Raw genomic sequence first — 13,582 nt, 5'->3', positions numbered from 1 at the left:
GCTCAGCCCCCTAGAACTCGGTAGCTCATTGATCCAAGAAGTATTTTCGATAGATCAAACCCGTTACGACGGAGCGACTTCCCTGATACCGCAGGCCAGAGCTGCCCTCTACGGTGGAGGCCCGTGGACCCCGCAAAGCTCTGTCGTGCACGATCAGCACCTGATCCACCGCTCGTTCTCCGCAGCACGCATGACAACGTATGAAGGAGCCGTCGCACGCGCCCAACTGCGCGCCCATCCATTCGAGCTGTATCGATGGAACATGCGTGTCAGCGGCGCATTTCTACTGCCCCTCCACACCTGCGAAGTAGTCACCCGCAATGCAGTGGCTGAAGCGGTAGCCCAGCAGCATGGTGCACTCTGGCCGTGGCAGGAAGGATTCCGCGCCAGTCTTCCCGGCGGCACGGCGCGCTACAACGCACGCGAAGAGCTGCGACGCGTGGCGTCGAACCACACGTCAACGGCAGCCGTCATCGCATCGTTGAGATTCGCGTTCTGGCAGCACCTGTTTACCCAACGGTTCGACAGAACGCTGTGGTCCAAGGCTCTAAGGCGCGTCCTTCCAGGCGCGGATCCGGACATGCCGGAATACCTTCTGCGCGCGCAGTTGCATGGCGACCTGGAACAGGTAAGGCAGTTGCGCAACCGGATTGCGCATCACGAGCCGATCTTCGCACGCGATCTCGCGCTGGATCTGGCCACGATTGGACGAATCGTCCAGATGCGTTGCCCCCATACCGAGCGGTGGATGACCCGCCATGAGTCCGTAACATCGTGGCTGAAGCGGAGGCCTGTCTGAGGTGTTGCAGGCCAGCCGCCAACCTCACACCGCCGGCAGCGTCGCCATATCCCAGCGCGGCGTCACCTGCACCTGGGGCGGAGTGTGCTGGCCAGCTTCCAGACGCAGCGCGCCAGCGAAGGCGATCATCGCGCCGTTGTCGGTGCACAGCGCCGGGCGCGGGAAGCAGGCGCGGCCACCGCGGCGGGCGGCCATCTGCTGCAGCTTGGCACGCAGGCGCTTGTTGGCCCCTACCCCGCCGGCCACCACGATCACATCGGTGCCCGCCGCATCCAGCGCGCGCTCGCACTTGATCGCCAAGGTGTCGACCACCGCATCTTCAAAGCCGCGGGCAATGTCGGCGCGGGTCTGCTCGCTCTGGTCGCTGTCGCGCCAGGCCAGCAGGACCTGGGTCTTCAACCCGGAGAAGCTGAAATCCAGACCGGGGCGGTCCGTCATCGGGCGGGTGAATTTGAACCGGCCCGGCGTGCCGCGCTCGGCCAGGGCGGCCAGCTGCGGGCCACCGGGGTACGGCAGGCCCATCAGCTTGGCGGTCTTGTCGAAGGCCTCGCCAGCGGCGTCGTCCAGGGTCTCGCCGAGCAGGCGGTACTGGCCGATCCGGTCCACGGCGACCAGCTGGGTATGCCCACCGGACACCAGCAGCGCCACGAACGGCGCCTGCGGCGGGTCGTCTTCCATCAGTGGGGCCAGCAAGTGGCCTTCCATATGATGTACACCGACCGCCGGCACCTCCAGCGCCCAGGCCAGCGAACGGGCCACGCCCGCCCCCACCAGCAGCGCACCGACCAGCCCGGGGCCGGCCGTATAGGCCACCCCGTCGATGTCGGCCACGGTCATGTCGGCCTCGGCCAGGGTCTGCCGGATCAGCGGCAGCAGCTTGCGCACGTGGTCGCGGCTGGCCAGCTCGGGCACCACCCCGCCGTATTCAGCGTGGAGGGCGATCTGGCTGTAGACGGCGTGGGCGCGCAGGGCGTCGATCCCGGACAGGGAGGTGTCATACACCGCCACGCCGGTCTCATCGCAGGAAGATTCGATACCAAGGACTCGCATAACGGGTATTATGGACCTCTTCAGGCCCCGGCAGACGTACGCTGGCCTGTCTGCGCATCACCCGTGGCCAAGAAGTTCGCCGGGGTGGGTTGCAACTTCTTTTCTCGCCGCTATAATGTGCGGCTCTCACCGGGCGTGACCCGGTTCTACTGTGTCCCGGAGATTCCATGCCCAGCGTTAAAGTCCGCGAGAACGAGCCCTTCGAGTTTGCGCTCCGTCGCTTCAAGCGCACCTGCGAAAAGGCCGGCGTGCTGGCCGAAACCCGCAAGCGCGAGTTCTATGAAAAGCCGACCCAGGAGCGTAAGCGTAAGGCTGCCGCTGCTGTGAAGCGTCAGCTGCGCCGTTCGTCGCGCGACGTTACCAAGCGTCAGCGCCTGTACTGATCGGACGCAACTTCGATACGGCAGGCCTTGGCCTGTCGTGACGGAGCCGAAGCCGGAACGCGCGAGCGTTACCGGCTTTTTGCGTTCCAGCGCTTCGGCGCCCCGCTTTCCTTTTCCACCGACACGAGGTGTTCCCATGAGCCTGAAGCAGCAGCTCACCGATGACATGAAGGCCGCCATGAAGGCCGGCGAGAAGCACCGCCTGGGCGTGATCCGCCTGATGAACGCCGCGATCAAGCAGCGCGAAGTCGACGAGCGCATCGAGCTGGACGACGCCGCCGTGCTCGCCGTACTGGAAAAGATGGTCAAGCAGCGCAAGGACTCGGTCACCCAGTTCGAAGCCGCCAACCGCGAAGACCTGGCTGTGATCGAGCGCGAGGAAATCGTGGTGATCGACCAGTACCTGCCGGCCAAGCTGGGCGAGGCCGAGATCGTGGCCGCCATCCAGGCCGCCATCGCCGAAACCGGCGCGACCACCCCGGCCGACATCGGCAAGCTGATGGGCGCGCTCAAGCCCCGTCTGGCCGGTCAGGCCGACATGGGCCTGGTGTCCAAGCTGGTCAAGCAGCAGCTGGCTGGCTGAATCGCGCCGCCACGCCGCAGTGAAAAGGCCCGCATCTCGCGGGCCTTTTCCGTTTCAACAGGTCCGTTGTTACGAGGCCTGGCGACAGTTGCGCAGCGTCATCGAGCTTTCTTCGATCGAACTGATCTCACCTTCCAGCTTGGCCCAGTCGCGCTCGCGCAGCATGGTGAAGTTGGCGGCCTGGTCCGACGCGAATTCGCAGCGGATGGTGTAGTTGTTGTTGTTGTACGTGTCGTTCTGGCGGACGCGCAGCAGGCCGCGGGTCGGCGTGACCAGGTAGTTGATCGAGCCGATGTCACCGGGCTTGGTCGAATACGTGCTCGGATTGACCGTATAGATCTGGCCATCGATCTGATAGCGCCGCCCCACGTAGGTTGCGTACAGCGGCAGGAAGGTGGCCGAACGGTCGCCCTTGTCTTCCTTGTTCGTGTTGGTCCCCAGCATCAGATCCTTGAAGGCACCGGCACTGCGGTACAGCGCCATCGTGTCTTTCACTTCCTTGCCCATCCGCTTGGACAGATCCGGGGCCGCCACTGCCTCGATGGCCGGCATCGGGTACTGGGTGCGCCCGGCCGCGGCAACCGTGTCGCCCTGGCTGCCCGCCTTGAGTTTGTCCAGCATCCCGCACATCGACTGCTTGGCCGCCGCCGGCTCGATCGACTGACCACGGGCCAGCTTGGTCGCCAGCGTGACGCGACCGGTGCGATCGGCGGTGCCCACCAGGACCAACGGGACACGCAGCCCTGTGCGCTGGATCAGGTACTGGTCGCCGGTATCGCCCTCCACCAGCTGCCCCGCGACTTCGAACTTGTCATCGCCGCCGATCTTGCGCAGCTGGTCCAGTGCGCTCTGCACCTTCAGGCCCGGCACCGTGACATCGGCCATGTACAGCGCACCGTTGCGCGCATCCCCTACCGTCTTGAAAGCCTTGTCGCAGGCCCCGGAAGCCGCCGCCGGGCCCGCAGCGGCCAACAGCACCATCGTCGTGTAGACCATTCCTTTCATGAAGCGTCCTTTCTGCTGTGAAGGTGGAAAACCGGGCAAAAGGATAGCGCGATATCCGTCAAGATCTTGACCTGATCGGATCACTTCACCCGGTGCAATCCGTCCATTTGCTAGAACGGGGGCCTCGCTTCCGACCTGATGCCGTCCATGCACCCGCCGAGCCATTCCCTCTCCAGGATCCGCAAACACATGGCGCGGCTGGAGCAGAGCTTCCCCGCCGTGCTGCTGCGCCGCTTCATCGATGCGGACGTGATGACCCAGGCCGCCGCGCTGGCCTTCTACGCCCTGCTCTCGATGGCGCCGCTGCTGGTGCTGCTGCTGTGGCTGACCGCCTCGCTGTACCCGCCGGCGCAGCAGGCGCTGCTGGGCCAGATCAATGACGTGGCCGGCACCAGCGCCGCCTCGGTGGCGGAGACCGTGCTCAGCAATGCCAACAACCAGCCCGACATCGGCACGCTGGCCGGCGTGTGGAGCACCCTGTTGCTGTTCATTGGTGCCACGGCGGTGTTCGCCCAGCTGCAGAACGCCCTGAACCTGATCTTCAATACCAGCGGCGAGCGCCTGGATGGCATCGTGGCCTGGTTGCGCAAGCGCGTGTTCTCCTTCGGCGTAGTGCTGGCGCTGGGGTTCCTGCTGATTCTGTCGATGACCGCGACCACCATGCTGCAGGTCGTGTTCGCGCACCTGCCCTCGGTACTGCCGGCGATCGGCTACCTGACCAGCCTGGCCCTGTACACCGTGGGCTTCGCCTTCCTCTACCACTACCTGCCCGACCGCCGCGTGGCATGGCGCCAGGCCTTCATCGGCGGTGCGATCACCTCGGCCCTGTTCGCCCTGGGCCGCTATGGCATCGGCCTGTACATCGCCACCGTCGCACCGGGCAGCGCGTATGGCTCCATGGGCGCCCTGGTGATCTCACTGGTGTGGATCTACTACGCCACCGTGGTCTTCTTCGTCGGTGCACTGATGACCTCGGTGATCGATGAGCGCCTGCGCGCCCATGCCGTCCTCGCCGAGGCTGGAGTGGAGCCACCGAAACCGGGCGAACCGGCCGGCAGCTAGTAGACTAGCGGTACCCCCGCTTCCGTGCGTGGCCGTGACCGGCCATGCCCCCCGCCTGCTGCCCATGGCCCGTATCCCCGACGCATTCATCGACGACCTGCTGGCCCGCTCCGACATAGTCGAGGTGGTGGGCAGTCGCGTGCCGCTGAAGCGCCAGGGCAAGGAATACGCAGCGCGCTGCCCGTTCCATGACGAGCGCTCGGCCTCGTTCACGGTCTCGCCGACCAAGCAGTTCTATCACTGCTTCGGCTGCGGCGCGCATGGCACGGCGATCAGCTTCCTGATTAATTACGACCGCCTCGAGTTTCTCGACGCGGTCGATGAGCTGGCCAAGCGCGTGGGCATGGAAGTGCCGCGCGATACCCAGCCGCGCACCGCACAGCAGCAGGACGACAGCCGCGATCTGTACTCGGCGCTGGACGCGGCCACGCGCTTCTTCCAGACCGCGCTGAAGGGCAGCGACAAGGCACGCGCCTACCTGGACCAGCGCGGAGTCGATGAAGAGAACCGCGAGCGCTTCGCCATCGGTTACGCACCGGACGGCTACAGCGCGCTGAAGGATGCCCTGGGCAAGGACGAGCGGCGGATGAAGCTGCTCGACCGCGCCGGCCTGTTCTCCAAGAACGACCGCGGCCACGTCTACGACAAGTTCCGCGACCGGGTCATGTTCCCGATCTTCGACCGCCGTGGCCGCGTGATCGCCTACGGCGGTCGGGTCATGGAAAAAGACGACGGCCCGAAGTACCTCAACTCACCCGAGACCGCGCTGTTCCACAAGGGCCGCGAGCTGTACGGCCTGTGGCAGGTGCGCCAGGCCAACCAGAAGATCGAGCGGCTGATCGTGGTCGAGGGCTACATGGACGTGGTCTCGCTGTTCCAGTTCGGCGTCACCCAGGCGGTGGCGACACTGGGCACGGCGACCACGCCGGACCACGCCGAGCTGTTGTTCCGCAATGCGCCGGACGTGTTCTTCTGCTTCGATGGCGATGCCGCCGGCCGCCGCGCCGGCTGGCGTGCGCTGGAGTCGGTGCTGCCGCGCATGAAGGACGGCCGCCAGGCCTTCTTCCTGTTCCTGCCCGATGGCGAAGACCCGGACACCATCGTGCGCAAGGAAGGCCGCGAGGGCTTCGATGCCCGCCTGCAGCAGGCCACGCCGCTGTCGCAGTTCTTCTTCGACGAGCTCACCCGTGAGGTCAACATGGGCACGCTCGACGGCAAGGCGCGGCTGGCCGAACGGGCCAAGCCGATGCTGGCGCAGATTCCCGATGGCGCCTTCGGCGACCTGATGAAGCAGCAGCTGACCACGCTGACCGGCCTGGGCGCCAAGCCCAGTGCGTCCGCGCAGCCCTCACGCCAACCGCAGCGCGCGGTGGCACCGGCCCAGCGCCGCAGCCTGGTGCGCGCGGCCATCGCGATCCTGCTGCAGCAGCCCTCGCTGGCGATGACCCTGGACGGCCATCACTTCACCGGCCTGCGCCTGCCCGGCATCGAACTGCTGACCGAACTGCTGACCCTGGTCGAGCAGCGCCCGGACATCAGTACCGGCGCGCTGCTGGAGCACTTCGAAGGCCGCGAGGAACAGGAGTCGCTGCACAAGCTGGCCGCGCAGACCCTGCCCGGCGACGAAGCGATGTGGACCCAGGAGCTGCATGACGCGGTGGCCCAGCTGGAGAAACAGCTGCTGATGCAACGTCTGGACGAGCTTCAGGCAAAGCAGAGCCAGCAGGGTCTGGACGATACTGACAAGTACGAGCTGCGCGAACTGCTCAAGGCGCGCAGCACCCTCCGCTTCTGACCAACGGAGCCGCCGTGGCATCCCACCTCGCGAACCCCGCTGCAGCGATGCCGTCTTCGTTCCCCCGCTTACTTCCCTGCTCTACAGGAACCTGCCCACCATGACCCGCTGGTGGTCGCGCCTGCGACCGGACAACTTCACCCTCGCCCTGCTCTGTACCGTGCTGTTGGCGTCCTTCCTGCCGATGCACGGCGCCGCCGCGATGGTGCTCGACGATGTCACCGACGTCGCCATCGCCGCGCTGTTCTTCCTGCACGGCGCGCGCCTGCCGCGTGAATCGATCGTCGCCGGCCTGCTGCACTGGCGCCTGCACCTGACCATCCTGGCCTGCACGTTCGTGATGTTCCCGCTGCTGGGCCTGATGTTCAAACCGCTGGATGGCTGGCTGCTCACGCCCGAGCTGTACATCGGCGTGCTGTTCCTGTGCGCGCTGCCGTCCACCGTGCAGTCCTCGATCGCGTTCACCTCGATCGCCCGTGGCAATGTCCCGGCGGCGGTGTGCAGCGCCTCGCTGTCGAGCATCCTCGGCGTCTTCCTGACCCCGCTGCTGCTGGCCCTGCTGGCCGGCACCGAAGGCGGCATGCACAACCCCGGCCAGGCCATCGTCAGCATCATGCTGCAGTTGCTGGTGCCGTTCGTGGCCGGCCATCTGCTGCGCCCGTGGATCGCCCGCTGGGTCGAGAAGCAGCGCGCGCTGCTGCGCTATACCGACCAGGGCACGATCCTGCTGGTGGTCTACTCCGCCTTCGGCGAAGCGGTCAGCGAAGGGCTGTGGAGCAAGACGCCGCTGTTGTCGCTGCTCAGTGTGGCGGTGGTGGCGGCGGTGCTGCTCGGCATCGCGATGCCGCTGATCCGCTTCATCGCGCGCCGGCTGGGCTTCAACCGCGAAGACGAGATCACCATCCTGTTCTGCGGCTCCAAGAAGAGCCTGGCCACCGGCGTGCCGATCGCCAAGGTGCTGTTCGCCGGCGGCAGCCTCGGGGCGATCGTGCTGCCGATCATGATCTACCACCAGATCCAGTTGATCGTCTGCGCGATGATCGCGCAGCGGTATGCGCGTGATCCGGTCACCCCGCGGTAGGGTCGCTCGACAGACGCCCGCCGATATCGCAAGTCATCTGTCGAGCGACCCTACCGGAGGACAGCCCGTGGAAGCGTTGCGCTGTTATCGCCGTCGTATCAATCTTTCACACCAGCGGCGATCTGTTGCAACACGATGGCTTTTTGCTCCACGTCGCCTTCCCCGATAGCGATCAGCGAGTAGGCCTTGTTTTCCCCTGCCCATTCCAACGTTGCGCGGCTGCGCCCAAGATCATCCGAGACTTGTTCCAGCTGCGCAGGCACACCGTTAACGCGGATGTTCTGAAACTCTGCGATCACCTCTACTTTGCTGCCTGGGGCACGAACGTTGTGTTCATTGAACTCGACGATACCCACGCCATTCACGCGATAGAAACGGGTTAGACCGGTGGATTTGAGCCCATCCAGTGCGCCGCTTGGCTCCATTCCGATCAGCTCCGCCGCACCGAGAATTGTGCGTTGGAGATCGGATGGCGGCGAAGGCAATCGCCGACGCAGTTCTGCGTTGGAACGTACGGTTCTCGGAAGCGAAGAGATCAGCTGGCCCTGCGATGGGATCTCGCCATTGGAAACCCGTCGCACTCCGGCTCGACTTAGCGCTATTTCGGCACGGAAGTGTTGCTTGACTTCTTCGGGTGCATCCAACTCAGACAGGGGAATGACCTGATAGGTACCCTGCTCCGACGAGCGGCGCACTCCATTGCTGCTGTCTTCCATTGCGGCGCGCATGGTTCGCTCATTCAACCACTTTCCTACCGCATCCACGTCGTTCTGGGCACTGAAGCTCGGGGCACTGTACAGCGACGCGACAATCAGCAACGACACGGCCAAAGAATTCATGAAGGTCACACCTTGCGCATGATGTGTGCTCGCTGCTGATCCCGGCATTCTCCTGAAAAGCGGCCTGTCATACGTGATTGATTCATTGACGGACAACAGACAGTTGGCACGACTCAGGGTTTTCATCGCAGCAGATGCTTCTGCACTGATGAGCAGGCCAGTAGCCGTAGCGGCTACGACCCCGATGTCTCTTATGGACGTCACTTGAGCACCATGAGATTGAGCGAGCAAAGTCTCGCGACGTCATTTCTACGGGGTTGTTTCTGATGAAAGTGAGCGCTGTGTATCGTTGCAGGTCGTGCAATCTGTCCCCCCCCCTCGACGCGGGGGTTCCTTACAAGAGACCGTGCCTCAAGCGCCATCCATGTGAGGGGAGTGCCGGGAGGTCGTCTCCCAGATGACACCGCGCATGGATGCAGCGCGGCGCGGTCGCAGGATGCGGAGAAGCGCCCCGCCGGTATCGATGATTGGCGGAGGGTAAGCGCGGTCGCAAACGTAACGGCGCTTACAAAGCCGAACTCCGGTAAAGGTCATGCCTTGCCGGGCTGGTGGTGTCTGCGTGCGGTCGTTTGGGAAGCGACCCTACCAGGGCACCGCATCGTCGGCATTCGGCCTCGCTACGGGTCCGTCAGCGTCCCCACGCTCAGCGCCGGCAGATGCACCCACACGTCGTAGGACCGTTCCGGATCCGTTTCGACGACCGGATCCTGCGCCGGCAATTCACGCAGCGTGAGCGCGCGGCAGGGGTTCATGCAGCCCCAGAACTGCCCACGCAGCGCTTCCACACGCACGCTGTACAGCGGAAGGTCCAGCAGGTACGACGCCATGGTGCGGTGCTTCATCTCCGGCGGGGCGTCCGCGAAGGGGTGGCGCATCGCGTGCACGTTACCAGTGAGCACCACCATCCGCGCCCCGGCCGGCAGTGCGTTGAACTGCTGGCGCAAGTGCGTGGCCATCGCAGCGTCGCGATCCATATCGCTGTCGTACGTACTGATTTCAATGTCATAGCCGGCCACGCCTACGTCGCGCCCCTGCAGGCGCAGCACGCGCAGCGTCTCGATCAGCGCCAGCATGTCCCGGCTGCGGCGCCCGTCGTGCTGGTCGTCCTTTACCTGCCAGAACGGCGAGGTGCGCAGTGCCGCCCGCGCATCAGCATCGCCGCTGGAGCGCAGGTAACGCGCCAGCGCGGCGTTCTCGCTCATCGGCAGTTCCAAGCCCAACCGCACCGGTGCGTTGTCGCGGCTGTAGCGTTCCATCAGGTCGGTCACCAGCAGCGGTGTCTCGGCGGTGCCGTGGTATTCGCCCAGCATCACCAGCCGGTGGTTGCCCGCCAAGGTCACTATCTGCGTTGCGGTGTCAGCGACACTGCCTGCCGGCACGGCAGCGGCTGTGCCGCACACCATCGAAGCCACCATTACAGCCATCCAGAGCCATCGCTTCATACCGTCACGTCCTGTTGGGGTCATGAAAGCAATGGCGATGCTATGGCCGGTTTCAAGGCCGGCGCAGGAAGCTCACAGGAACGGCAGCATCCAGTGGTCCACCATCAGGAAGGCGAACAGCGCCATCAGGTAGACGATGGAGTAGCCGAACATCTTCATCGAGAACAGTTCGTCCGGCGGATTAAGCATGCGCCAGGCGTACCAGAGGAAGACCGCGTTGAGCACGATCGCACCGCCCAGGTAGAACATGCCGCTCATGCCGACCACGACCGGCAGGAGGCTGACGATGGCCAGGGCAATCGAATAGACCATGATCGACTTGCGGGTGTACGCCACGCCGTGGGTGACCGGCAGCATCGGGATTTCCGCCTTGGCGTAATCCTCGCGGCGGAAGATCGCCAGCGCCCAGAAGTGCGGCGGGGTCCAGATGAAGATGATCAGCACCAGCAGCGACGCGTAGGCCCAGTCCCACGGGCCCTGCATGCCGGTGATCGCGGCCCAGCCGAGCATCGGCGGGGTAGCACCGGCGAGGCCGCCGATGACGATGTTCTGCGAGGTCGCGCGCTTGAGGTACACGGTGTAGATCACCGCGTACCCGATCAGCGAGGCGAAGGTCAGCACGGCGGTGATCACGTTGACCCAGACCACCAGGATCGTCATCGACAGCGCGATCAACAGGCCGGCGAAGACGAGCACCTGCCACGGCTTGACCTTGCCCACCACCAGCGGGCGCCACGAGGTACGCGCCATCTGTGCATCGATGCGCGCGTCCAGCAGCTGGTTGATCGCGGCGGCGGCCGAAGCGGCCAGCCAGATGCCGAGGAAGCCGAGGGCGCCGTCCAGCGCCTGCTGCGCGGTCGGCACGCCGGGGATGGCCAGGAACATGCCCACCAGCGCGGTGAACACGATCAGGGCGACGACCTTGGGCTTGGTCAGATCCCAGTACTGACGGTAACTGGCCATGCCGTCAGCCTGCCTGCACGGCAGTGGACGCAGCGCTGGCCTTGCCACCCTCGGCATCCGGCGCACGCAGGCGCGCCAGCAAGGTCACCAGCACGAACAGCAGGGCCACGGCGCCCCCGCTGTGCGCGACAGCCACTTCCAGCGGCACCGCCAGCTTCACGTTGAGGATGCCCAGTGTGATCTGCAGCACCACCAGCAGACCCAGGGCGCTCGCCCAGCCGCGCATGCTCGGCAGGCGGAACAGGCGCACCGACAGCCACAGCAGGTACACGGCGACCACGATCGCCATCAAGCGGTGCGCCATCTGGATCGCGATGCGCGAGGCGCCGTCGAGCACGCCCCCTTCGTAATCCACGCCGATGCCACGCCACAGGGTGAAGCCTTCCTTGAAATCATGCGGCGGCCACCACTGGCTGACGCAGCGCGGGAAGTTGTCCAGCGAGGCGCTGCCGCCACCGCAGGCGAGTGCGGCGTAGTTGGCGCTGACCCAGCCGCCGAGCGCGATCTGCGCGACCAGCACGGCCACGCCGGCGCGGATCAGCCACTTCAGCTTGGGCGCCTCGGCCAGGGTGATCGGCATATGCGTGGCGCGCCACGCCATCCACACCAGCAGGCCGAACATGAGCATGCCGCCGAGCAGATGGCCCATGACCACGATCGGCTTGAGCAGCCAGGTGACCGTCCACATGCCGAGCAGCGCCTGGAAGATCACCACCGCCAGCGTCAGCAAGGCGGCACGGGCCAGGTCGATGTTGGTCCAGCGCAGCGCGGCGATCAGCAGGATCGCTTCGCCGATCAGGGCGATGATGCTCGCCGGCACGTGCATGCCCATCATGTACAGCGGTATGCCGGTCGCCACCAGCACACAGGCGGTGATCACCGCCGTACTGCCCCAGCGACGGCGGCGCGTGGCCAGCAGCGCCAGGGTGAGGATCTCGATGCCGAGTGCACCGGCCAGGAAACGGTGCACCTGCTCGCGCCACGCCTTGTGCGTTTCCAGCGGGCGGATCTTGGCGGCCTCGTGGCCGATCACTTCCTCGGCGTGCTGCGGCCAGGTGACACGGCCATAGCAGGTCGGCCAGTCCGGGCAGCTCAGGCCCGCATCGGACAGGCGCACGAACGAACCGAACATGATCGTGCTGGCGGTCATGATCAGCGCAAACCACGCCAGACGGTGGAAATTGCGGTGCAGCACCGGGCGTGCGGAGAGGCTCATCTAAACGGAACTCACTTCAGTTTCAGCAGCGTGGCCAGGTCTTTGCGCAGACCGGCCATATCGAATCCCGGCGCGTACCGCATGATCACGAATCCATTGGGATCGATCACATACACAGGCGTGCCGGCGGCGTCATCCACGGCGGGCAAAGCGGCACGCAGGTCCGGTTGGGCGCGCAGCGCGCGCAGTGCGGGCATGCCCTGGACCTCGGCCGGCGGCGTGCCCAGCCACAGGATCTCGACATTATCGGCGTTATGGCCGAACAGCTGCCACACCTTGCCCAATCCCTGCGACAAAGTGACGCACTCGCTGGTACAGCTGGCAGACGGGGCCACCAGGATCCGCCAGGTGCGATCGTTGGGGTTCCACGGGTACGGCTGACCATCGGCCAGGGTGGGCGGCAGCGCGCGCAGATCGGCCGGCGGCTGCAGCAGCTGCCCGGTATTGCGGTGCGAGGTCGGCTGCCAGCCGGAGAAGCGCAGCACGCCCGCCAGCGCCATGGCGCCGAAGAACACGCCGAACAACGCGATCAGGGTCCAGCGGCCGCGTGAACGGGACGGCAGCCGGGCCGGGGAAGTGGCATTCATGGGCGGCATTTTCTCATGTTGAGCCGGTCAGCGCCGGGGAGTGCCACGCCGGCGGCGATGGCGACGGAGTTCCAGGACCAGCGCGACCACCAGCACGGTCAACGCCAGGCCGAACCATTGCACGGCGTAGCCCAGATGGCGACTGGGCGGCAGGGTATTGGGCAGCAGCTCCAGATCGCGCGCGTAACCGCCTGGCAGTGCCGGATCGAGCCGCAGCACGCGCGCGCCCAGGCTGCCCGTCGGCAGTGACAGCGCGCGGGCCATGTCGTCGGGTGGCATCCGGCTGGCCAGCCACACGCCCGGCTGTGGCGCGGGCGACAGCGCCGGCCCCAGGGCCAGCCCGGTGGCCGGTGACGGCGCCAGCAGGCCGCTGATGGCCGTATGGCCGGCAAGCGGTGTGATCGGTGGGATGACACGATCCGGCGGCATCGGCAGCCAGCCCAGATCGACCAGCACGCGTGCGCCGTCGTCACTCTGGAACGGCTGATACACCTTGAGGCCGGCGCGGCCTTCGCGGGTCTGGTTGTCGAGCAGGATCGTGCCGGGCAGGACGCGACCGTGATCCTCCACCCAGCGCAGCAGCGGCGGGGCGGCCAGGGCCTGGCGCAGCGTGAGCGACTGCGCGCGGGCGGGTACCTGCTGGGCCAGCAACGCCTCTTTGGCGTGCATGCGCTGCAGTTGCCAGCGGCCCAACTGGCAGAAAGCGAGGATGACCAGCACCGCGGCGATCCAGCCGATCAGGCGTGTGTGCTTGCGCATCATGACAACGCCGGCAAA

General features: G+C 65.8%; 14 protein-coding genes. 6 read left to right on the top strand and 8 right to left on the bottom strand.

From position 1 onward, the window contains the following. Positions 1-145 precede the first annotated feature (145 nt). The gene (locus tag ABE463_RS02825; protein ID WP_346467183.1) at positions 146-799 is read left to right on the top strand and encodes a hypothetical protein; all 654 of its coding nucleotides are present in this window, start codon (positions 146-148) and stop codon (positions 797-799) included. A 24-nt stretch (positions 800-823) separates the two neighbouring features. Here ABE463_RS02825 and tsaD read toward each other — a convergent pair whose 3' ends face one another. Then, positions 824-1,849: a tRNA (adenosine(37)-N6)-threonylcarbamoyltransferase complex transferase subunit TsaD gene (gene tsaD / locus ABE463_RS02820; protein WP_259262101.1), complete on the bottom strand. Its 1,026-nt coding sequence runs from the start codon at positions 1,847-1,849 to the stop codon at positions 824-826. A 167-nt stretch (positions 1,850-2,016) separates the two neighbouring features. Between tsaD and rpsU the strand changes: the two genes are divergently transcribed. Both rpsU and ABE463_RS02810 read left to right on the top strand, forming a co-directional pair. Further along, complete coding sequence (rpsU, locus tag ABE463_RS02815) at positions 2,017-2,232, top strand: 30S ribosomal protein S21 (RefSeq protein ID WP_002808376.1); 216 nt, start codon at positions 2,017-2,019, stop codon at positions 2,230-2,232. A 136-nt stretch (positions 2,233-2,368) separates the two neighbouring features. Further along, a complete protein-coding gene (locus ABE463_RS02810) occupies positions 2,369-2,815 on the top strand; it encodes a GatB/YqeY domain-containing protein (RefSeq protein WP_176990535.1) in 447 nt (148 codons plus the stop codon). A 69-nt stretch (positions 2,816-2,884) separates the two neighbouring features. Here the strand turns inward: ABE463_RS02810 and ABE463_RS02805 are convergent, their stop codons facing one another. Then, positions 2,885-3,820, bottom strand: a complete 936-nt coding sequence (locus tag ABE463_RS02805; RefSeq protein WP_259262099.1) for a hypothetical protein — start codon at positions 3,818-3,820, stop codon at positions 2,885-2,887. A gap of 138 nt (positions 3,821-3,958) precedes the next feature. Between ABE463_RS02805 and ABE463_RS02800 the strand changes: the two genes are divergently transcribed. From ABE463_RS02800 to ABE463_RS02790, 3 genes are all read left to right on the top strand, one after another. Further along, positions 3,959-4,882 carry a YihY/virulence factor BrkB family protein gene (locus tag ABE463_RS02800; protein ID WP_313212962.1) on the top strand — a complete coding sequence of 308 codons (924 nt, stop codon included), beginning with the start codon at positions 3,959-3,961 and terminating at the stop codon, positions 4,880-4,882. Positions 4,883-4,946: 64 nt separating this feature from the next. Then, entirely contained in the window at positions 4,947-6,677 is a 1,731-nt protein-coding gene (gene dnaG / locus ABE463_RS02795; RefSeq protein WP_346467182.1) for a DNA primase, read from the top strand. A gap of 100 nt (positions 6,678-6,777) precedes the next feature. Next, positions 6,778-7,758 (top strand): bile acid:sodium symporter family protein, encoded by a 981-nt coding sequence (locus ABE463_RS02790; RefSeq protein ID WP_152153742.1) that lies wholly within the window; start codon positions 6,778-6,780, stop codon positions 7,756-7,758. A 98-nt stretch (positions 7,759-7,856) separates the two neighbouring features. Here the strand turns inward: ABE463_RS02790 and ABE463_RS02785 are convergent, their stop codons facing one another. The 6 genes from ABE463_RS02785 to ABE463_RS02760 all read right to left on the bottom strand — a co-directional run bounded on the left by ABE463_RS02785 (position 7,857) and on the right by ABE463_RS02760 (position 13,567). Continuing rightward, positions 7,857-8,723, bottom strand: coding sequence for a hypothetical protein (locus ABE463_RS02785; RefSeq protein ID WP_346467181.1), 867 nt, complete (start codon positions 8,721-8,723; stop codon positions 7,857-7,859). 491 nt (positions 8,724-9,214) lie between these two features. Next, positions 9,215-10,039 carry a calcium-binding protein gene (locus ABE463_RS02780; protein ID WP_346467180.1) on the bottom strand — a complete coding sequence of 275 codons (825 nt, stop codon included), beginning with the start codon at positions 10,037-10,039 and terminating at the stop codon, positions 9,215-9,217. A 72-nt stretch (positions 10,040-10,111) separates the two neighbouring features. After that, positions 10,112-11,002, bottom strand: a complete 891-nt coding sequence (gene cyoE, locus ABE463_RS02775; RefSeq protein ID WP_121042261.1) for a heme o synthase — start codon at positions 11,000-11,002, stop codon at positions 10,112-10,114. Positions 11,003-11,006: 4 nt separating this feature from the next. Beyond that, the gene (locus ABE463_RS02770) at positions 11,007-12,218 is read right to left on the bottom strand and encodes a COX15/CtaA family protein (RefSeq protein WP_152153735.1); all 1,212 of its coding nucleotides are present in this window, start codon (positions 12,216-12,218) and stop codon (positions 11,007-11,009) included. 11 nt (positions 12,219-12,229) lie between these two features. Continuing rightward, on the bottom strand, positions 12,230-12,805 hold the full coding sequence (locus ABE463_RS02765) for a hypothetical protein (RefSeq protein ID WP_102788907.1): 576 nt from the start codon (positions 12,803-12,805) through the stop codon (positions 12,230-12,232). A 27-nt stretch (positions 12,806-12,832) separates the two neighbouring features. Beyond that, complete coding sequence (locus ABE463_RS02760) at positions 12,833-13,567, bottom strand: SURF1 family protein (protein ID WP_259262094.1); 735 nt, start codon at positions 13,565-13,567, stop codon at positions 12,833-12,835. Positions 13,568-13,582: the final 15 nt, after the last annotated feature.

The organism is Stenotrophomonas sp. TWI819 (assembly GCF_039673075.1).
GTDB lineage: Bacteria > Pseudomonadota > Gammaproteobacteria > Xanthomonadales > Xanthomonadaceae > Stenotrophomonas > Stenotrophomonas rhizophila_B.
Note: the sequence above shows the minus strand (reverse complement) of the source record. Positions and strands in the feature narration are given on the sequence as shown.